This window comes from Tessaracoccus sp. MC1627 (assembly GCF_014164725.1).
Taxonomy (GTDB): domain Bacteria; phylum Actinomycetota; class Actinomycetes; order Propionibacteriales; family Propionibacteriaceae; genus Arachnia.
Genome location: NZ_JACJGA010000003.1, coordinates 59,779 through 78,306 on the forward strand (window position 1 = coordinate 59,779; position 18,528 = coordinate 78,306).

Below are 18,528 nucleotides of genomic sequence, written 5' to 3' on the forward strand. Positions count from 1 at the left end.
GCGATCAATGCAAACGGATGACTGACAGTGTCAATTTGTCGGCCCCGAGCTTGTAGTGCGCCCAGTGGGATTCTGAACATAGCCCGAGACCACGTCCGGAGTCTTTTGGTGAATGACACCGGGATTCCCGAGAACCAGGGAATTAGAAGGAACATCACAATTCACGAAGGCATTTGGAGCAATGAGGACGTTATTCCCGATCACGATTCCCCCGACAATGACGGCTCCGGTTCCTATCCAAACGGAGTTGCCGATCCGCGGCGACCCTTGTCGCGAACCGCGGTTTGTCTGTCCGATGGTTATGTTGTGAGTTATGTTGCAGTTATCGCCGAGAGTGGCGTCGGCATTGATCACGATAGTTCCAGGGTGTCCAATATAGAGGCCCTTGCCGATTCTGGTTCGTATCGGAATGCGGAACCCGTGTGCGCGGCGGCTTCCGTTTAGAAGTACTCGAGCGGCGATCCCTGCAGGGTGAGGGAGTGCAAACGTCTGAGCAAAGCGAAGATAGACCAGATGGCGGAAGCTTGGTGAGCGTATGGCTCGTAGAGCTGAAGCAAGGCTCTGATCGCCATTCATGCGTTGGAGGTCGGCTCGAATCACTTCGAGTGAGCCGTGTTCCGCAGCAGTGTGCATGTGCCCAGCCTTCAGTCTTGTCATGCCGGAGACCTCCTTGGATGCGTGGCTGTCCAAGTATGTCATGAGACGAGAGTGGGGTTTCCGTGCGAGCAGCCCGGGAGCTTCCGGGCGCTTGTCGTGCTTCTGCTCACTAGAGCGTCTGTCCTGACTTCCACAACAGCCTCCTTGGATCGCCGCGGCCGCGAGTAGAAGCCCTAGTCAATAGAGCTTACTGTTGAACATCGGGGCACTAAATCGCGGGGCAGAGCTTGCTCCCCCAGGTAGGTGCGTGGACCTCTCCGGCACGCTTGGCGCCGCGGCGGAGCCCCATGAGCCAAGTGTTGTCGCCCTTGTCAGTCGGTACGCCTGACCTCCAGAGGGCCCTCTCAGCCCCCGAAGTGGCCCTGCGGACAAAACCGTCCGTCCCCCGAGGCACGGAACGGCGCCAGCGGCCGGGCTCCACGCAGCGGCGCAGTGGTCAACTATCGACGGAAGGCCTCGGCTGCTCGTCCTGATCCTGGTGCGAGAAGATTGGTCCATTTGCGGCTCCTTGGCGGGGCACTAAATCAGGGTCAAGTTGTGGAAGTCAGGTCTGTCAGTCTTGCGTGTTGGCGGTCGCCCAACTTGCGCTGGAGGAGTTGACGCTGCGATGAGCGTCAGGTCGAAAATCCAGCACCGGCAGGCGGTGAGTTTATGTGGGATCCACGTTGCTTCCAAGGTCGACTGGTGGTCGTCGAGCCGGACCTTCAAGAGGAAGGGCGAGATCGGGTCGAGGAGCAGACTGGGCGGTGGCGGACGGGACTGGCAGGGCGGTGCCGCTGATTCCGTGCGGAAGCTCCTTCTGTCGGTGCCAGGTGCGGGACGGACCTGTATCGCGGCGCCTGGATGGGGGAGTGCGGACTGAAGCACTACAGACTCCGCCTGCTCATCACTCGATGCTGCGTCTGGCATCGTAAGGAGTCACTTGTTTTCATATTTCAGGGGAGGTGGCAAATTGCCCAGCCCCCGCTGTGGCCCATGACCTTGGGGGTAGGGGTGACGAGAAGACTGAAGGGCGGCGACCCTCTTGTAGAGCGCCGCCCTTCTTGGTGCTTGTAGTTGACTACCGCTGAGCCCTCGTGAAGCCGGCGGCCTTGGCCGCGTCCTCGGAGTTGACCACACCTCGGCGATGGTGCGGTCGTAGCCACGGCTGCCTTCCATTTGGTACTTCTTCGAGCGCTCATTGCCCTTGGTGGTGAAGCTCGTCGACCTTCTACTCGATGGCGCCGTCGTTCGCCTGCTCCTCGGCCGCAACCTCGGAGATGCTCGCCTCGGCGGCTTCGGTCTCAGGCTCGGGGGCAGTGTCGGCGGCGAACTTGGCGGCGGTGGAGAAGGTGTCGTTGTTGTTGACATACGCCTTCGACGGCTCGTGCGCTGTCCAGCCGTCGTCCTTGGGGCAGCGCGTGGCCCAAGCGTCTCCGTCCCTCCCGCGTGCCGCGGGTGTCAGGCATGATCGCAGGCGGCCGCCTGAATCTGGGCGCAATGCTTCCGGTCGCCGGAGAGCCGACCTCTGACATGATGATTCCGTGGGTAGGGGGAATCATGTGGTCGACCGCGTCTGAGCTGTGGCGTGAATGGGAGAGATCTCGGGTACTCCGCCCGCAGGACTACGACTCCGATGTCGCCGACCATGTGCTGAGGAGACGGTCAGTTCTGGAGGGTTACGGGGCCGGCTCAGTGCCGCGAGCCCTGGAGGCAGCGAACTGGACCGCGCGGGATCTCATCCACGCGCTCGCGCCTCTTGTGTCCTCGTTCGCGGGGATGCAGCGTGACCTGCTCCGCCTCCTGGAGCGAGTGGGCGCCTCCACCGGCACAGGGGAGAGCATCCGTGTCGTCTACGAGTTCTCCGAGGATGACGTCATTGACGAGTCCCTCGCCGCCTTTCGGGAGCGCCTTCGACGTATCGAGCAGGTGGTCGTGCACCTGCGGCCGTTTCTACTCCGGCCCGATCACGCATGGCAGCTCCCGATCTGGGATCTCCGGTGTTGGGAGTGGATCGAACGTGTCGGCGCCAGCAACGGAGCGGGACACCCGGATGAATGGCGGTTTGACAGCGCTGTTCCCGATGCAGACCCGACAGGGGATGCGCGGGTGGACGACTCGGCTCGTCGCATCATCGCGGTCGTGCGGTATACGCTGACTCGGCTTGAAAGCATCGGCGCCAACACGGTGGAGGTGCGTCAGCTGTTCAGAGATTCGTCTGCGGAGATTGAGCTCGATCCCGAACTCTTCGAGATGGCACAGGTGGCGGCCGATAACTGGCCCCATCACGTGGCTTCTGCCGTTCACAGGTGGACTGCAGGCATAGCGGAGGGAACGATCGCGGCCTCGAAGGAAACGCTCGACGCGCTGGACAGCTGGCTGGAAGGACTCAAGTCCCCCGAAGCCGAGGAGGTGACAGTCGAGCAGGCTGTCGATGAGCTGACCGATGTTCTGTCGCTTCCCTCGTGGGGCAAGCGCCACGAGCTCTACTCCGCCTGGATCGCGACGCAGCTGGATCGCGCCTTGCACTCGCGACTCGAGTTCGTCGTGACGGACGGCGCTCTGCGGTTCCCGTTCCGGCCCACGCTCCTGGCGCATCTTGATCCACCCAGCGGCGATCTCGCGCTGTGGTCGGAGGTCCGTTCACCAGGAATCGGGGAACTGGGCGGGGGCCGCAAGGCTAGTGTCCAGCCCGACTACCGATTCCAGCGCGGCGCGGACGGGACTACCGTTGTGGCCGTTGAGGTCAAGCAGTACAAGGCCCCCGCGGCCAGTCGGCACGCTGTCACCCTGCGGGACTACGTGGGGTCCCTGCCCGGCGCGACAGTGTTCCTGGTGGCACACGGCCCACTCGGTCATGGCATCCTCAACGCGGTTCCCGATCCCGATCGCGCGCTCCTGCACCCAGACGTGAGGCCCGACCGCCCACGCGAATCAGCGGCGTTCCGCGCCGTCATCGCCTCGTTCTTCCCCCCGTCGCCACCCGCACCTTCGCCCCCGCCGCCGTCCTCGTCTTCGCCCCTGTCGCGGCCGACCCGGATCGAGCTCCGATGGTCACGACGGGTTCGGGATTTGGACCTGTACCTGCGGTCTGGCGAGTCGGAAACCTCCCACAGCACACCCGTTTCCCCACACTCGGTGCTGCGCAAGGACGCATTCGACGGTGGCCCCGAGATCATCGATCTAGCGCCCGGCCTGGACGGGTCCCTTGAGGTCCGCGTCCACGTGTATTCGTGGGGGACGCTGCGTGAGGCGGCACCCGTCGTCGCATTCCTCCGGGGCAAGGATGCGGTACTCGAACTCGCACCCGCGGACCGGCTTCTCGGCTCCCGTGAGCGCTGGTGGACTGTCGCGCAGATCGACGAGGACGGGCGGGTGCGCCCCTCGCTGGACTCTCGGGTGCCGCCGCCCAGTGAAGGCTCGAGATGATGACGCGCCCGCCGCGCCGGGGCCCGCTGCGAGTCAGACTCGAGTTGGCCCTTGCTGCCTTCGCCCCGGCCTTTCTCCTAGTCGCCCTGCGTTCCGGGACTCAGTGGTGGTCCTGGGTGTTCTTCGCGCTGGCAGCGGCGGGAGTGCTGGTTCTAGTTGTGGGTGGGGTGCTCGTCGCAACAGGGAATCCCGAGCAGTTCGAGCTGACTGAGATCGAGGACGCCTCCGAGGAGGTCATCGGATACATCGCCGCGTACATCGTCCCCGTTCTCATAGATCCGTCGGCGTCGCAGCTCAACGCGATCATCGCGGCCGGGGCGCTGTTCCTCGTCTTCCTGATCCACGTTTCCACGGGCCGGGTTCACGTCAACCCTCTGCTCTACCTGATCGGCTACCGCGTGTACAAGGCGAAGACCGCAACCGCCTCCTACGCGCTCATTGCCCGAAGCGAGGTCGCCGACTGGGTCGGAGAGCGTCCTCTGGTCGACGTGTCCGCCAGCATCCTTGTCGAGAAGTGGAACGGGAAGTGAGCGCATGACGCCAGAACGGGTCCTTGGCGATATCGATGCGCGCGTCGATGGGTCCCTCTCCCTCGTCGTCGGACGCACCCTTGAGCAGGGTGGTGACCTGCGCCGCGTCAGGCTCGCCGAGGATGCCGCCGAGACGTTTCGCGACTACATCCGCGCTGCACGCGCCCGGATCGCGGAAGGAACGCCGATCGAGTACACCGCGCTGTCCGAGCTCCAGGCGGGGGAGTACTTCGTTCTCCAGGACGATTCGTCGCTCGATGAGCTCGCTGAGCTGAGATCCGCGGTTCACCACGTGGGCGATCTAGCCCCCGTCAGCCCGAGGGACCTGGATGCCGACATCGGCTTCTATGCCGTCGGGGTCGGGTCGGGCGACGACCGCGTGGCCTTCATCCGGCGCACCGACCCGCGACTGGTGGCCAAGCCTGGCAGGCTGCTCGCCATCGGACGGGAGCGGCTGGAGGCCGTCAGCGAGCCGATCTTCACCTTCACCGAAGCGTTCGATGTGGTCATCGGAGTCGCGTGGGCGATCGTGTTCAACCAGTCCGCCTTCGAGCGACTCGCGCGAGACACGGGCATCGTTGAACGGCACGTCTCAACGTGGATCACGGGCATCACCGATGCTCTCGCAATGGACGACGCCAGCATCGACCGGCTGCGCGACACCGCCCTGCGCGACTCCCGTACGTGGCGCCGCCTGCGCGACATCAAACGCCGTGGGCACCTGAAGAACGTCGATCTCTCCCAGGTGGCGGACTACGCCCGCTCCGTCGAGCTTGACCCTGACACCATCGTCCGTGACGGGAAGCTGTACTTCGATCCGCAGGAGCGCTTCGGCTTTCTCCACCTGCTCAGCGAGGACCTCTTCAAGGGCGAGCTCACCGGGAAGCTGTTCGAGTCGCAACGCAAGGCGGCGATGCAGTGACCTCCGGAGATCCAGACGCTGCGGAGTCTCGTGGTGCTGGAGGTGAGGGCGACGATTGGGCACTCGAGCTTGAGCACGTCGTCGCTGACGCCCGCACGGCTGGCGTTGATCTCGCCGATGCGGCCATCGATGCTGCCGCCGACGCCTATCTGGCGGAGCATGCAGGGGCTGCGCTGACTGAGTTCTCCTATCACGGCGCCCGGTTCCTCTTCGATGCAACGCCAGGGATCGACCGCTCGATCCTGGCCATCGGCCCGCCCACGTCACCCGCCCACGAACGGGAGGAGAGCTATCAACGAGGCTTCCCGATCCCGGAGACCTGCGCTGGGCGACCCCTTGACCGAGGCAGCGGCCGTCTTTGTCGAGGAAGACCTCGGCGCGACGCTGGTCGCTCTCGGCGACGCCGGCATGCCACGCGACTGCGGACGCCAGGATCTGAACCTGACACATCACTGACAAGTGACCCGCGGATCGCCGCGGGTGGTGGACGCAAAACAAGGGTGGCGCCCCCGAAATGGGAGCGCCACCCTTGTCAGTTGCTGTTAGGGGACTACCGCTGGGCCCTCGTGAAGCCGGCGGCCTTGGCCGCGTCCTCGGAGTTGAACCACACCTCGGCGATGGTGCGGTCGTAGCCACCGCTACCTTCCATGTGGTACTTCTTCGAGCGCTCGTTGCCCTTGATGGTGAAGCCCTCCGGCGGCTCGGTGCCCATGTAGGCGCCCTCACCGTAGGAGTTCTCGTCTGCCGCGACACCCGGCTCGTCCAGAGGTTCCGGCGTGCCACCGTCGTTGTACGGCTCCTCGGGTGCGCCGTCGTTCGGCTGCTCCTCGGCCGCAATGTCGAAGACGCTCACCTCTTCGACTTCGGTCTCGGTCTCGGGCACCTCCGCGGGCTCGACCACCTCGTCGGCCTCCGGCTCGGGGGCAGTGTCGGCGGCGAACTTGGCGGCGGTGGAGAAGGTGTCGTTGTTGTTGACGTACGCCTTCGATGGCTCGTGCGCCGTCCACCCGTCGTCCTTGGGGGCCAGGAAGTGCCGAACCGCGGCAACCGCGCCGGCGACGATGGCGCCGATGGCGAGGAACTGGAAGAACGCCTTGGTCTTGGACTTCTTCGGCTTCACCTCCAGCTCACCCTTCAGCGCGGCGACGGCAGCGCCACCACGCTTGGAGGCCTCCACGAGGGCGGGGTGCTCGGCGGCGGCGTGCAGGGCGTCCTGGAGCTTCGGCAGGAGATCGTCCTCCAGCAGCTCGCGGGCGGCCTCGACGGCCGGGTTCACCTTGTCCAGCGCGTCCTTGAGGACGGGCTCCAGGTCATCGAGCCGGCGGGACGCGAAGTCCGCGGAACGCACCTTGGCGTCGTGCAGGAGCGGGCCGGCCTGGTGGCGGGCCTCGTCCAGCAGGTCCTGGGCACGCTCAAGGCCTTCCTTGAGTGCGTGCTGTCCGTATTCGGCGGCGGCGGAAGCGGATTCCGCGGCGGCCTTCTTCAGCTCTTGTGACTTCTTCACAAGTTCCTCCTCTGTTGTGGCTCGTAATCGAGCAGTTTCTACGCTACCTGCTTGTGGGGTTCATGCAACAGGGGTTGAAGGATTGCGTGGTCGGGTCAGCGGGAGAGGTCGCGTTTCTTAGGCTTCGAGGCCGCTTCGCGGCACCTCAGCCAGCGGGGGAGGGCCGCTTCGGGGGCACCTCAGCCAGCGGATCAGCTTGCGTTTCATAGGCTTCGAGGCCGCTTCGCGGCACCTCAGCCAACGGATATGGTCGTCGAGTGAGTTATCTGGTGCTGGGGAACCTGACGTGTGCCGTCCTGCTGGCGATCTCCGGGATGGCGAAGCTGGCCGCCATGAGCGAGACCCGCGACGCCTTCAAGGCGCTCCGGCTGCCCGGGTGGCTGCGCCGCTCGCCCGCCCCGGCACTGCTGCCGTGGGGGGAACTGCTGCTGGCCTTGGTGCTGGTGCTGGGGTCCGGCTGGGTGCTCGTCGGGGGAGCGGTGGCGTCGGTGGCGCTGTTCGGCACCTACACCTTCATCATCGCGCGGGCGCTCCGGTTCGACGAGCCGGTGCGCTGCAACTGCTTCGGAGCCCTGGGCTCGCACGACGTGTCCCCGCGGACCCTGGCCCGCAACGTCCTCTTCCTGCTGCTGGCCCTGCTCGGCTTCATGGCCGTGATCGCCGGAGAGGACGTCTACGGGCTGGACGCAGACGGCTGGGGATGGCTCGCGATGTCGGCCCTCAGCGCCCTCGTCGTCACCCTGTCCCTGCTGCCCGGGCCGCAGCCTGAGCAGGCAGGCGGTCCGGCGGCGAGCGCGCTCGGCTTCGCGCCGAACCTCGCCCTCACGGATGTCGACAGCGGCGAACGGGTTCGGCTCCGGGCACTGGGCCGTGAGCACGGCGGGGCGGTGCTGCTGTTCGTGGTGTCCGGCTGCGGGGGATGCGAGCGGGTGCTCGACCAACTTCCCCAGTGGCTGGAGCAGGTGCCCGGACGCGCGGTGATCCCGGTGCGGCCATCGGGCTCCGAGCTGGACGACCCGAAGTGGAAGGACCTCGCCCACCTCCACGAGGACTGGGGCTCCAACGTCGCGCAGGCGCTGGGCGGCGCGTTCACGCCGTCGGCGGTGGAGCTGGACGCCGCTGGGTCCGTGATGGGTTCCCCTGTGACGGGCGAGCAGCAGGTGCGGGACCTGATCCTCCGCCCGGTGCTGGAAGCCGCCGCAGCGGCCGTCGAAGCCGAGCGGGAGCCCGTGGCGGTGGCGCCCGAGCCCGCCGTCGTCGAGGAGGAGGACGACGGCCTCGAGGACTACGAGCGCCTTCCCATCCCCGACGGCGTGCTGCTTCGCCCCGACGGCGAGCCAATCACTCTGAGGGCGCTGGCCGGGCAGCAGGCGCAGCTGCTGGTCACCATCAACTGCCTGTGCTCGCCCGCGCGGGCCGGGATCGCCGCGATCGAGGAGTGGCAGACCCGGCTGCCGGTGCTGCAGGTGCGGCTGGTGCCGTCGATCCGCCCCCGCTCGGCGGGCACCATCCCGGCGGCGGTGGAGAGGGTGTCGCTGTACGACCACGCCGGCCTCGCGGCGAAGGCACTGGGCGCGACCGGCCAGGTGGCTGCGGTGCTGTTGGGCGCAGACGGGATGATCGCCGGCGGACCCGTCACCGGGATCGACGAGGTGGAGCAGTTCGTGGCCGACATCGAGGCCCAGCTCCCTCCCGCGGAGTGACCCGCTTGCCCGGCTCTGACACACTGGACCCGACCAAGAAGGCAACGAAAGGACACGCGTGAGCACCGCTACGCTCCACACGAACCACGGTGACATCGTCATCGAGCTGTTCCCCGACCACGCCCCCAAGACCGTCGAGAACTTCGTCGGCCTCGCCACCGGCACCAAGGAATACGCCGACCCCGCCACCGGGAAGAAGACCACCGGCAACTTCTACGACGGTCTCACCTTCCACCGCGTCATCGACGGTTTCATGATCCAGGGCGGCTGCCCGAACGGTGACGGTCGCGGCGGACCGGGCTACCAGTTCGGCGACGAGTTCCACCCCGAGCTGACGTTCAACAAGCCCTACCTGCTGGCCATGGCCAACGCCGGCCCCGGCACCAACGGCTCCCAGTTCTTCATCACGGTGGGCCCCACCCCGCACCTGAACCGTCGCCACACCATCTTCGGTGAGGTGAAGGATGCCGAGAGCCAGAAGGTTGTCGACTCGATCGCCAGCACGAAGGTGGGACGGGGTGACAACCCGGTCGAGCCGGTTGTGATCAACTCGGTCACGGTCGCCTGATCTGAACCCCTGGGACGCCCGCCGGCTGACGCCGGCGGGCGTTTCGCATTCTCGTTGGCTGAGGCCCCTACCGTTGGCTGAGGTGGCGCGGAGCGCCCTCGAAGCCTAAGAAGAGTGACCTTGTCAGCTCGCGTTTCATAGGCTTCGAGGCCGCTCCGCGGCACCTCAGCCAGCGAAGTGGGCTCGCCGTGGCGGGTCGAGCACCTCAGCCAGCGAAGTGGGCTCGCGGCTGCCGCGTCGAGCACCTCAGTCACGAAAGGGGCGCGTCGAGGATCAGCCATCGGGCGGGTGTGTGGTCAGTTGGAGATGCCGACCCAAAGGCCGTCGCGGGCCCTCGTCATGGCGACATACAGCTCACGGCGGGTGAGGTCCCAACGTTCGCGGGCCGTGTCGTCGGCCGGTGGCTCCGTGATGGTGTGCTCGTTGCGGATGTCGGGAATGAGAACCTGCTTGAACTCCAGGCCCTTCGCACGCTTGATGGTGCCCACCTTCACCGCGTCGACAGGGACGCCGTTGTACTTCTCCAAGTCCACGACAGGGAAGCCAGCCTGCTCGAGGGCCCGGGCTGCGTCGCGGGCCGCCCACCGCGAGATGCACAGCACCGCCACGTCGCCGATGCCGGTGCCGATGTCCGTCGTGACGCTCCTGACCCGGGCGATGAGGGCATCGTTCAGCTCGCGACGGCTGCCGCAGTGCGCGATGACCGGGTCTGCTCCCTTCCGCGGGACGCTTGCCGGCACGTCGCCGCGGGCGAGGACGCCCTCGATGTCGGCGTACTCGTCGCCGGCCACGAGGCGCTGGGCGAAGTTCACGATCTGGGCGGTGTTGCGGTAGTTGATGTCGAGCACCACGCCGCGGCCCGCGACCGAGATCCCGGCCTCGCCCAGGGTGTATCCGCCGGGGTAGATCGACTGCTGGCCGTCCCCGATCAGCGTGAACCCATCCGGCTCGTCGCCGACCAGCAGGTGCAGCATGCGGATCATGGCGCAGGACAGGTCCTGCGCCTCGTCCACGATGACCGCGGAGTACGCGCCGGTCATGGGCTCCCGGCGGAGCTCGGCCTCGGCCAGGAGGATCAGGTCCGCGTAGTCGATGATCCCGCGGCTGCGCAGCTCGGCATCGTAGGCCTCGTGGAGCCGCCACACGGCCTCACGCCCCGAGAGCTGCAGGGTGCGGCGCCGCCCGGTGCGCGCGAGATCGGCATAGTCCTCGAACCTGGTGATGCCTCGGCCCTTGAGCACGTGCTCGATCTCGTCCTCCCAGTAGCGCCGGTCCTGCGAGCTACCGAGGACTGATGGGGCACCGACGCGGTGCCACGCGGCGTCGAAGGCCTCCCGTGATTGGGCGGGTTCGATGCGGTGAGGGACCCCGCGCTCCCGCAGGATCCGGCGCGCGAAGGCGTGCGCACCGACGAACTCGACACGGTCCACCACCTCCGGCGCCAACCGTCGGAGCAGCTCGTGCAGAACGTCGGGCAGCGTGCGGACATACGTGGTGACCAGGATGCGCCCGGGTCGGTTGCGGGCGAGATGTGCGGCGCGGTGCAGGCCGACGACCGTCTTGCCGGTGCCCGCCGGGCCGCGGATGCGCGACGGGCCCGGAAAGGAGCGTCGGACGAGCTTCGCCTGCTGCGGATGGAGGAAGGACATCCACTCCTCGATGGGCTGGGCGAGGATGCCCTCGAGGAGGGCGTCGTTGACCTCCTCGGGGGTGAGGAGTGCGTCCTGCTGGGCCAGGTGTGGCGGGGGTGGGGTGACGGGGCTGGGGGCCGCTGGGACGACAGGCGCGGGGATGGTCACGGTCACAGGCGCGGGGGCGGAGGCCTGAGGGAAGAAGCTGAGCGCGCGGCCCATCACGGTGTCGACCTGCGTGGGCGTCAGCCGATTGCCGTGGCGGGCGATGGCGCTGAGAGCGTCCCGCTCGCCGACGATGCGGATCCCGCTGACGGTGGCGTCGAGGCCGGCGCGTCCAGCCATGACGACGAGGGAGCGGACCTCCCCGGGTGCGAGGCCAACCTCGGCGAGGTCGGCCTGGGTGACGTCGACCAGGTCGTTGAGCATGAGGAGTTCGTCGGTGACGTCGTCGTCGCCGCGCAGGACCCGGCCGTTGTCGATGCCGACCTCCTTCCAGGCCTTCGTGTCGACGATGAAGACGCCGCCGGGGCCGACGACGACCAGATCCACCTGGGCGCGTCGGGTGCCGGGCCAGCGGCGGTCGGGCAGGAGGAAGTAGCCGAGCGCGGAGAGGGGAGCGAGGGTGCGGGCGGTCTGACGCTCGGTGGTCTCCGCGATCCCGAAGCGGCCCGCTGCGGCGCGGGCCTCGGCGGCGGCCTTGGCGTGGGCGTCGGCGAGGGCGAGTTGGCGTCGGGACTCGGCGCCGGCGGAGTCACCGGCGACCATGCGGGGTCCGTCCGGTGTCGCGGCGCTGGATCACGGTGAGGCCTTCGGTGCTGGGTGGGGCGGGTTGAGCGCCCTCAGTATTGCAGTGGGCGCGTGCAGCGGGTCAGTCAGGCAGCGGGAGTCAGAACTCGCGGTGCAGGTGCGCCACTTGGCTTCTCGCGCCTCAGTACAGGCAAAGGCCTCCCTACCGCTGGCTGAGGCGGCGCGGAGCGCCCTCGAAGCCTAAGAAAAGTGACCTTGTCAGCTCGCGCTTTATAGGCTTCGAGGCCGCTACGCGGCACCTCAGCCAACGAGGGGGGCTTGCCGCTGCGCGTCGAGCACCTCAACCAACGAAGGGGGCGGGCCACCCGCCGCAGCCACCACCACGACGATCCCGCCTTTGACGGTGTTCCAGGCAGGCTCGGAAAGGGTTACGCTGAAGCGACTCATCAGATGTGGAGTGGATGTGGCTGTGCGACTCGCCGACTTGGCAGACGCTCTGACGATGGGCGATGACTGCCACAGCTACTACGACCGGCAGGACGACGAACTGGTCTGGGTCTTGGGCGACGAACTCTCCACCGCAGAGGACCTTCCCGAAGCCGCCGACTTGGCCGAAGCGGCCACCTACACGAACAGCGGCGACGTGGACTCCCTCAAGCTCGCCCTCCTGATACTCGAGGACGCCACCGACCGGTTCGTGCCCCTGCCGACGAAGTTCGACGTCGACGAGCACTCCATCATGGTCGACTTCACCGACACCCTGCCTGAGTCTGGACTGCGGCAACAGCTGTGGGACGGTTTGCACCGCGCTGGCGCGTTCCGAAGGTTCAAGGACCTCGTCCACCGCCACGACCTCGCCGACTCCTGGTACCGCTACCGCGACGAGCAGTTCACCAGGATCGCCCGCAAGTGGGCCGACGACAACAACATCACCCTCGAAGCCTGAAAGAGTGACCTTGTCAGCTCGAGTTTCATAGGCTTCGAGGCCGCTGCGCGGCACCTCAGCCAGCGGAGGTGGCGCTGCGCTCCTCGCACCTCAGCCAGCGGAGGGGCTCAGCCCACGAAGAAAGGGTCAGAGCTCGCGACGCTCGAAGACCTTCACCGCAGCCCACACCAGCGCCACAATGAGGAATGCCGTCGTGAGGGCGGGCCACAGAATGTCGACCGCGACGTCCGCCCCGAGCGCGACCGGGGCGTTGACCATCCCCGCGGGCGTCCAGCGGAGCATCGGGCCCCAGATCCCCGAGAGCATCAGCAGGAAGAAGAAGCCCAGACCGATGCCCGCCGCGCCGGCGCCCGAGTCCACGGCGGCCGAGCCCAGCAGCACCACCGCCACCAGCAACAGGGCGAACAGCAGCCACGCCGCCGTCGCCGCCAGCAGCGGGCCGAACGGCGCGTCGGGGAACCAGATCAGCGTCACGCCCCAGGTCGCCAGCATCCCGACCAGGGTGGCGCCGATGAGGAGGATCGCCGTCGAGACGAACTTCGAGAGCACGAAGCCCGCGCGCGACACCGGCTTGGTCAGCACCATGATGGCGGTGCCCGCCCGCTTCTCGCCGGAGATGGCGCTACCCAGCATGATGATGAGGGCGAAGCCGACGATCTGGCTGAGGTTCTTGGTCCACTGGGCGTAGGAGTCCACCCAGGTGGGGTCCGGCATCACGCCCGCGAAGATGTCGCCGCCCAGGGTGGCGAGCAGCTCAGCGGTGTAGGCGGCCGTCGGGGGTCCGGTGACGGCCGAGAACAGCAGGATCCCCGGCAGCACGAAGATCCGCCACGTGCGGAGGATCTCGCGCAGGTCCTTGGACAGGAAGGCTCGGAAGCTCATCGGTTCACCCCCACGAGGCCCACGAACACGTCCTCCAGCGAGACCTCGAGCTCGTCGAAGCGGCGCAGCCCCAGCCCCAGCCCGGCAACGATGCCCGGCGCTGCCTGCCGCGCGGCCGCGAGATCGCTGACGATGACGTCGATGGCCTGATCGTCGCCAGACACGGGGGTGTGGCGGACGCACCACGGCTCGGCCGCGACCGCCGCTGTGAGCGCCTCGATGCCGTCGGTGACGGCGATGCGGACCGTCGTCGAACCGCCGTGCGAGCGACGGAGGTCGGCGACGGTGCCCTGGACGACGAGCCGGCCACGGTCGAGGACCGCCACCTGGTCGCAGATCCGCTCCACGTCGCCGAGCAGGTGGCTGGAGAACAGGACGGTGGTGCGGCCTCTGAGCGAAGCGATCATCTGCAGCACCTCCGCGCGGCCGAGGGGGTCCAGGGCGGAGGTCGGCTCGTCGAGGATCAGCAGGTCCGGGGCGTTGATGAGGGCCTGCGCGATCCCGAGCCGCTGCTTCATGCCCCGCGAGTAGCCGCCCACCGGGTTCTTGTTGCCGGCCAGCCCGGCCATCTCGAGGAGGGCGTCGGCGCGCTCGGCGAGGACCGGCTCCGCGATCCCGAAGAGGGAGCCGGCAAACCGCATGAACTCCGCGCCCGTCATCCACGGGTAGAAGCCCGGCACGTCCGGCAGGAACCCGACGCGGGCGTGGATCGCGTCGCGGCCGGACTCGGTGTCGTGGCCGAAGATCGTGGCGCCTCCCGAGGTGGGGCGCGCCAGACCCAGCAGGATGCGCAGCATGGTGGTCTTGCCCGCCCCGTTGGGGCCGAGGAAGCCGAACACCGACCCCTCCGGCACCGTCAGGGAGACTCCGTCGAGAGCGCGGACTTCGCCGTACTGCTTGGTGAGGCCGTTGGTCTCAACCACGTTCACCTGGGGTCCTTGTCCTCGCGTCGGCCGTAGAGGAGGTCGGCGGTGTCGGCAGCGGTGCGACTCGCCGCGTGGCGGGCGCCGGGCAGCGCCTCCGGCTGGACGGCAGCGGACGCGTACTTGGCCTCGCTTCGCCGGACCAGGAGGAAGGTGATGGGGCCGAGGATCTGCACGAAGAGAATGAGCACGAGCCAGACCCACTTGTTGGGCCGGGGCATCTGCGCGTCGGGCGTGCGGGCCCAGGCGACGACGCCCACGATGAGGAGCGCCAGCTCGATGACGATGACGACGCCGAGCAGGACGAGGACGCCGGTGGGGAGGTCGAGGAGTTGGTTGAGAGGCATGGGTGGTTCCCTTCTGTCGGGCGGAAGGCGCGGTTGTGGCAGGGATCCGTCGTGGTGCCTTCGCCACTAGTCAAGCCTAGTCCCAGACTTCCTCACGGGTGTACCATTGACTGGGTTGACGATGGATGCAAGGAGGTCAACGTGGCAAGGTCGCTGAGAAGCCCCCGGAGGAGGGCGCTCCGGGCGAGGATGGGCGCGAAGCGGGAGCGCGGGATCACCAAGGTGGAGGATGTCACTGATGCGGACTTCGTCCCTGTCACGCTCCTGCTGGAGAGGTCGCATTCGGGCAAGCAGGACCGCCTGCTGCTGGTTGAGGAAGGGAAGAGTGGTCACGCCAAGGCGGTGGGCGGCGTCCTGCGCGTCTCCGTCGAAAAGACCGGCTCCTTCGTCCGCCTCGTCGATGACGATGACCTGACGGCCGCGCCCGGGCGTGTCCGTCCGGAAGCCGTGCTTCATCGTCTCCACGATGTGCTCGTTCAACGGGTCGGCGCCGGCACCCTGACCGAAAGCGAGGCGGAAGCCGCGGTCGAAGCGTTCGCCAACCGCCTCCCCGACGACGATGACCCCACGGAGGCCCTGGGTCCCTACTTCGACACGCAAGGGCTCAGGCGACGCCTGGGCGTCACGCGTCAGGCGCTCACAGGTCGGGTCCAGCGGAACACGCTGCTCGCCGTCCCGGCTGATGACGGCGCCCTTCTCTACCCCACGTGGCAGTTCACGCCAGACCTCGAGCCGCTGGCTGGACTGTCGGAGGTTCTGAGCGAGTTGAACCGGGTGGCAAAGGATGGCCTGTCCAAGGCGCTCTGGTTGACCACACCACAAGGAGCACTGGGCCAGGTCTCCGCGGCGAACTGGCTGGCCCAGGGTAGGGATCCGGCCGCCGTCCTCGCGCTCGCGCATGCCGACGTCGAGAGGATGCTCCGGTGAGCCGTGAGGACATCAGCCTCGGAGAACCGCATCCCTCGACGGAACTTGCCGCGGACTTCCCAAGGAGCACGGGCGTGGATCTGAGCTACTGGTACCGGGCCCACTCGGATGGGTACCCGGCGGAGCCAGATCGTGGTTGTTGGTGGTTCGCGTCCGCTCCGCCAGGGGACGGGCGCTTCGACCTGGCGCAGCCGGAAGGAACCTGCTACTTCGCGGACAGCATCGAGGCCGCTGTGCGAGAGCGGCTGGGGGAGGTGTGGGGGACGCATCCGATCCTCCCACCCGTCGCACTCGACGGCACCACCGTCTCCAGCGTCGACCTCAGGCCCTTCTGTGAGCCTGAGGACATCGCAGATACTCAGAGTGTCGAAGCCGCCGGCTACGTCACACGCGAGATCTCGGCGGGGGCGGGCTATGGGCTCACCCAACGGCATGCGGCGGCGTTCTCATCCGCCGGGTTCAGCGCCATGTCCTACGCCCCCCGGTTCACGCCAGGCGCCGTCAATGCGCTGGCGCTCTTTGGGCCCGAGGGGCGTCCCCGCCCAAGCCGGGGAGCCGCTGAGGTGTCGGGTTGGACGGCGGAGCTGCGCACGAAGGTGCGAAGGACGGTGACCAGGGCGAGAGCCAGAGTCATCCCGTGACTGCTCGATCGGCATCGACATGGTGACGGCGTCGACATGTCCGCAGGACATGTACGAATTGAGGCCAAGAATGTACATGTCTGAGTGACATGATGATTACCGTCAGGACGCGAGGAGGGCTGCGACCGTCCGTCCGAGCGGATCGTCGACAGGCAGGGGTGGGGCCGGGCCGAGGAGCTCTTCGGCGAGGGCGCCGTCGGGCAGTCCGGCGTGGAGGGGCCAGGCCCATTCGCCGTCGGTCTCGATGAGCCGGACACCCGGCAGCTCCAGCCACGCCGCGATGCGCTCCGCCTCCTCGACGCTGCCCGCCGGCAGTCCGCCGCGGGGCGGGAGGACCGTCTCGGCTGTCTCCATGGCCTCCTCTGCGGCGGCGCGGGCGCGGGCTGAGGGCGCCGTCGTGGCGGCGGCGAGCTTGCCGTAGCGGATGATGTGGATGTCCCAGCCCGCGGCCGACGGGATGGCCGCCACCAGCTGCCGGCACAGCGCCAGGGAGCGCAGGCGATGGAAGCGGATGGACGTGCGGTAGTAGGCGGTCAGCCGGTCCGAGATGGTGCCCGCCTCCTCGAAGCGCTCCTGCGCCACCAGCTTGCGCATCCGCACCCGCACGCTGCGCAGCACGGGGCGGACGTCGCCCAGCCAGCTGCTGGACACGGCCTGCGCGATGGCGGGGTACTGCGCCGCGCCGTCGCCCAGTTCGCAGGGCGCCACGCAGCGGCCCATCTCCGCCAGCGCGCAGGAGGCGGACGCCTTCTTGGCCGAGAGGCGCGTGGTGCAGCGGCGGAGGCGGAAGGCGTCGTAGAGGGTGAGCGCAGCTTCGTCTGCTGCGTCGCGGGATCGGAAGGGGCCGAAGTAGGTGCCCTCCTGCTTGACCTGCGTGACGATCGACAGCCGCGGGAACGCCTCGTCGGTGAGCTTGAGCCAACTGACCTTCCGCTGGTTCTTCGAGCGGCGGTTGTAGCGCGGGGCGAGCGACTCGATCATCCGCAGCTCCCGCACCTCCGCCTCAAGGTCCGTGGCGCATTTGACGAACTCCACCCCGGAGGCCACCCGCACCATCTCGTGGATGCGGCCGCGCTTCTCCGCGGCGGAGAAGTAGGAGCGGACGCGACGGCGCAGGTTGGTGGACTTGCCGACGTAGAGGATCTCGCGCTTCTTCTCGCCGTCGGGGGTGACCGAATCTGTGTAGAAGAAGTAGACGCCGGCGCACTCGGGGGCGCCTGTCGCCCAGGTGCGCTTGGCGCGCCGGTCCGGTGAGACCTGGAGCGCGAACTCGGTGAGGTCCTCCAGAGTGTGGACGCCGAGGTTGCCCACCCGCTCCAGCAGTCCGTGGAGGACGTCGACGGTGGCGCGGGCGTCGCTGAGGGCGCGGTGGTTGGGCTCGGTGCCGGCGCGGAAGAAGCGGGCGAGGGTGGCCAGCTTGCAGTTGGGCACCTCGTCACGCAGGAGGGCGGTGCGGGCCAGGGCGACGGTGTCGACGACGGTGGGGCGCGGCCAGGCGAGACCGAGCTGCTCGTAGCCGCGCTTGAGGAAGCCGGTGTCGAAGCGGGCGTTGTGCGCCACGATCACCGCGCCCGCGGCGAACTCCGCGAAGGCGGGCAGCACCTGCGACGGCGGGGGAGCGGTGGCCACCATCTGGTTTGTGATGCCGGTGAGGACCTGGATCATGGCGGGGATGGGGGTGGAGGGGCGGACGAGGGTCTGGAACTCGCCGATCACCTGGCCGCCGCGCACCTTCACCGCGCCCACCTCGGTGATCTCGGAGTCTGCTGCGCCCCCCGTCGTCTCGAGGTCCACCACGACGAACGTGACCTGCGAGAGGTGGACGCCGAGGTCCTCGAACGAGGGTTGGGCGGCGGAGATCTCGGGCATGGGGATCACGGTAGGGGCGGGGTCTGACAGAAACTGTCGGAGGGGTGGGAAAGGGTGGCGTCATGGCTACCTTGCATGTTGACTGCACCACCTGCACCGTGCGCGGAGACGCGTGCGCGGACTGCGTGATCTCCGTCCTCCTCGGCCCGCCCGGCGTCGGCCTCGAGGACTCCGAACAACGGGCGCTCACCGTCCTGGCCGACGCCGGGCTGGTCCCACCGCTGCGGTTGAGCCACCCGGACGACGACATACGCCATCAGGCAATGTGAGTCTGACAAGGCCTCCAGGCGGGCACGTCCGACGGGTGACACTAACTTCCG

Annotated in this window: 17 protein-coding genes; 9 read left to right on the forward strand and 8 right to left on the reverse strand. The window is 67.8% G+C overall.

The genetic code is table 11. The features are described 5' to 3' along the window. Positions 1 to 30 precede the first annotated feature (30 nt). Together H5399_RS18515 and H5399_RS08215 are read right to left on the reverse strand one after the other, a co-directional pair. The gene (locus H5399_RS18515) at positions 31 to 699 is read right to left on the reverse strand and encodes a serine O-acetyltransferase (RefSeq protein ID WP_370585721.1); all 669 of its coding nucleotides are present in this window, start codon (positions 697 to 699) and stop codon (positions 31 to 33) included. A 1,168-nt stretch (positions 700 to 1,867) separates the two neighbouring features. Beyond that, the gene (locus H5399_RS08215) at positions 1,868 to 2,137 is read right to left on the reverse strand and encodes a hypothetical protein (protein ID WP_182782564.1); all 270 of its coding nucleotides are present in this window, start codon (positions 2,135 to 2,137) and stop codon (positions 1,868 to 1,870) included. Positions 2,138 to 2,196: 59 nt separating this feature from the next. On the opposite strand from H5399_RS08215, the gene H5399_RS08220 reads away from it, so the two are divergent. The 3 genes from H5399_RS08220 to H5399_RS08230 are packed head-to-tail and all read left to right on the forward strand — an operon-like array spanning position 2,197 to position 5,517. Beyond that, positions 2,197 to 4,065: a hypothetical protein gene (locus H5399_RS08220; RefSeq protein ID WP_182782565.1), complete on the forward strand. Its 1,869-nt coding sequence runs from the start codon at positions 2,197 to 2,199 to the stop codon at positions 4,063 to 4,065. Beyond that, positions 4,065 to 4,595, forward strand: a complete 531-nt coding sequence (locus H5399_RS08225; protein WP_182782566.1) for a hypothetical protein — start codon at positions 4,065 to 4,067, stop codon at positions 4,593 to 4,595. The genes H5399_RS08220 and H5399_RS08225 overlap by 1 nt, the downstream gene beginning before the upstream one ends. Positions 4,596 to 4,599: 4 nt before the next feature. Continuing rightward, positions 4,600 to 5,517 (forward strand): hypothetical protein, encoded by a 918-nt coding sequence (locus H5399_RS08230; RefSeq protein ID WP_182782567.1) that lies wholly within the window; start codon positions 4,600 to 4,602, stop codon positions 5,515 to 5,517. Positions 5,518 to 6,067: 550 nt separating this feature from the next. Here H5399_RS08230 and H5399_RS18520 read toward each other — a convergent pair. Beyond that, positions 6,068 to 7,021: a hypothetical protein gene (locus tag H5399_RS18520; RefSeq protein ID WP_182782568.1), complete on the reverse strand. Its 954-nt coding sequence runs from the start codon at positions 7,019 to 7,021 to the stop codon at positions 6,068 to 6,070. Between the two features lie 257 nt (positions 7,022 to 7,278). On the opposite strand from H5399_RS18520, the gene H5399_RS08240 reads away from it, so the two are divergent. Then, positions 7,279 to 8,724, forward strand: coding sequence for a MauE/DoxX family redox-associated membrane protein (locus H5399_RS08240; protein WP_182782569.1), 1,446 nt, complete (start codon positions 7,279 to 7,281; stop codon positions 8,722 to 8,724). Between the two features lie 58 nt (positions 8,725 to 8,782). Beyond that, positions 8,783 to 9,292 carry a peptidylprolyl isomerase gene (locus H5399_RS08245; protein ID WP_182782570.1) on the forward strand — a complete coding sequence of 170 codons (510 nt, stop codon included), beginning with the start codon at positions 8,783 to 8,785 and terminating at the stop codon, positions 9,290 to 9,292. Positions 9,293 to 9,588: 296 nt separating this feature from the next. Here H5399_RS08245 and H5399_RS08250 read toward each other — a convergent pair whose 3' ends face one another. Next, positions 9,589 to 11,691 carry a nuclease-related domain-containing DEAD/DEAH box helicase gene (locus H5399_RS08250; RefSeq protein ID WP_182782571.1) on the reverse strand — a complete coding sequence of 701 codons (2,103 nt, stop codon included), beginning with the start codon at positions 11,689 to 11,691 and terminating at the stop codon, positions 9,589 to 9,591. Positions 11,692 to 12,142: 451 nt separating this feature from the next. On the opposite strand from H5399_RS08250, the gene H5399_RS08255 reads away from it, so the two are divergent. Next, positions 12,143 to 12,619 carry a UPF0158 family protein gene (locus H5399_RS08255; protein WP_182782572.1) on the forward strand — a complete coding sequence of 159 codons (477 nt, stop codon included), beginning with the start codon at positions 12,143 to 12,145 and terminating at the stop codon, positions 12,617 to 12,619. Positions 12,620 to 12,745: 126 nt separating this feature from the next. Here the strand turns inward: H5399_RS08255 and H5399_RS08260 are convergent, their stop codons facing one another. The 3 genes from H5399_RS08260 to H5399_RS08270 are packed head-to-tail and all read right to left on the reverse strand — an operon-like array spanning position 12,746 to position 14,771. Continuing rightward, positions 12,746 to 13,501, reverse strand: coding sequence for an ABC transporter permease (locus H5399_RS08260; RefSeq protein ID WP_182782573.1), 756 nt, complete (start codon positions 13,499 to 13,501; stop codon positions 12,746 to 12,748). Continuing rightward, the gene (locus tag H5399_RS08265; RefSeq protein WP_182782574.1) at positions 13,498 to 14,430 is read right to left on the reverse strand and encodes an ABC transporter ATP-binding protein; all 933 of its coding nucleotides are present in this window, start codon (positions 14,428 to 14,430) and stop codon (positions 13,498 to 13,500) included. The genes H5399_RS08260 and H5399_RS08265 overlap by 4 nt, the downstream gene beginning before the upstream one ends. Beyond that, positions 14,427 to 14,771: a PLD nuclease N-terminal domain-containing protein gene (locus tag H5399_RS08270; RefSeq protein WP_182782575.1), complete on the reverse strand. Its 345-nt coding sequence runs from the start codon at positions 14,769 to 14,771 to the stop codon at positions 14,427 to 14,429. Before H5399_RS08270 ends, H5399_RS08265 begins: the two co-directional genes overlap by 4 nt. A gap of 141 nt (positions 14,772 to 14,912) precedes the next feature. Between H5399_RS08270 and H5399_RS08275 the strand changes: the two genes are divergently transcribed. Both H5399_RS08275 and H5399_RS08280 read left to right on the forward strand, forming a co-directional pair. Continuing rightward, positions 14,913 to 15,698, forward strand: a complete 786-nt coding sequence (locus H5399_RS08275) for a hypothetical protein (RefSeq protein WP_182782576.1) — start codon at positions 14,913 to 14,915, stop codon at positions 15,696 to 15,698. A 74-nt stretch (positions 15,699 to 15,772) separates the two neighbouring features. Continuing rightward, positions 15,773 to 16,339 (forward strand): RES family NAD+ phosphorylase, encoded by a 567-nt coding sequence (locus H5399_RS08280; RefSeq protein ID WP_182782577.1) that lies wholly within the window; start codon positions 15,773 to 15,775, stop codon positions 16,337 to 16,339. Between the two features lie 102 nt (positions 16,340 to 16,441). Here the strand turns inward: H5399_RS08280 and H5399_RS08285 are convergent, their stop codons facing one another. Continuing rightward, positions 16,442 to 18,208 (reverse strand): DEDD exonuclease domain-containing protein, encoded by a 1,767-nt coding sequence (locus H5399_RS08285; RefSeq protein ID WP_182782578.1) that lies wholly within the window; start codon positions 18,206 to 18,208, stop codon positions 16,442 to 16,444. A gap of 62 nt (positions 18,209 to 18,270) precedes the next feature. On the opposite strand from H5399_RS08285, the gene H5399_RS08290 reads away from it, so the two are divergent. Beyond that, entirely contained in the window at positions 18,271 to 18,477 is a 207-nt protein-coding gene (locus H5399_RS08290; protein ID WP_182782579.1) for a hypothetical protein, read from the forward strand. Positions 18,478 to 18,528: the final 51 nt, after the last annotated feature.

Bases quoted from the DNA above. Each gene is read 5' to 3' on its own strand.
- H5399_RS08285 (WP_182782578.1), bottom strand. From the start codon at position 18,208: ATGCCCGAGATCTCCGCCGCCCAACCCTCGTTCGAGGACCTCGGCGTC.
- H5399_RS08225 (WP_182782566.1), top strand. From the start codon at position 4,065: ATGACGCGCCCGCCGCGCCGGGGCCCGCTGCGAGTCAGACTCGAGTTG.
- H5399_RS08250 (WP_182782571.1), bottom strand. From the start codon at position 11,691: ATGGTCGCCGGTGACTCCGCCGGCGCCGAGTCCCGACGCCAACTCGCC.
- H5399_RS08290 (WP_182782579.1), top strand. From the start codon at position 18,271: ATGGCTACCTTGCATGTTGACTGCACCACCTGCACCGTGCGCGGAGAC.
- H5399_RS08270 (WP_182782575.1), bottom strand. From the start codon at position 14,771: ATGCCTCTCAACCAACTCCTCGACCTCCCCACCGGCGTCCTCGTCCTG.
- H5399_RS08220 (WP_182782565.1), top strand. From the start codon at position 2,197: ATGTGGTCGACCGCGTCTGAGCTGTGGCGTGAATGGGAGAGATCTCGG.
- H5399_RS18515 (WP_370585721.1), bottom strand. From the start codon at position 699: ATGACATACTTGGACAGCCACGCATCCAAGGAGGTCTCCGGCATGACA.
- H5399_RS08230 (WP_182782567.1), top strand. From the start codon at position 4,600: ATGACGCCAGAACGGGTCCTTGGCGATATCGATGCGCGCGTCGATGGG.
- H5399_RS08260 (WP_182782573.1), bottom strand. From the start codon at position 13,501: ATGAGCTTCCGAGCCTTCCTGTCCAAGGACCTGCGCGAGATCCTCCGC.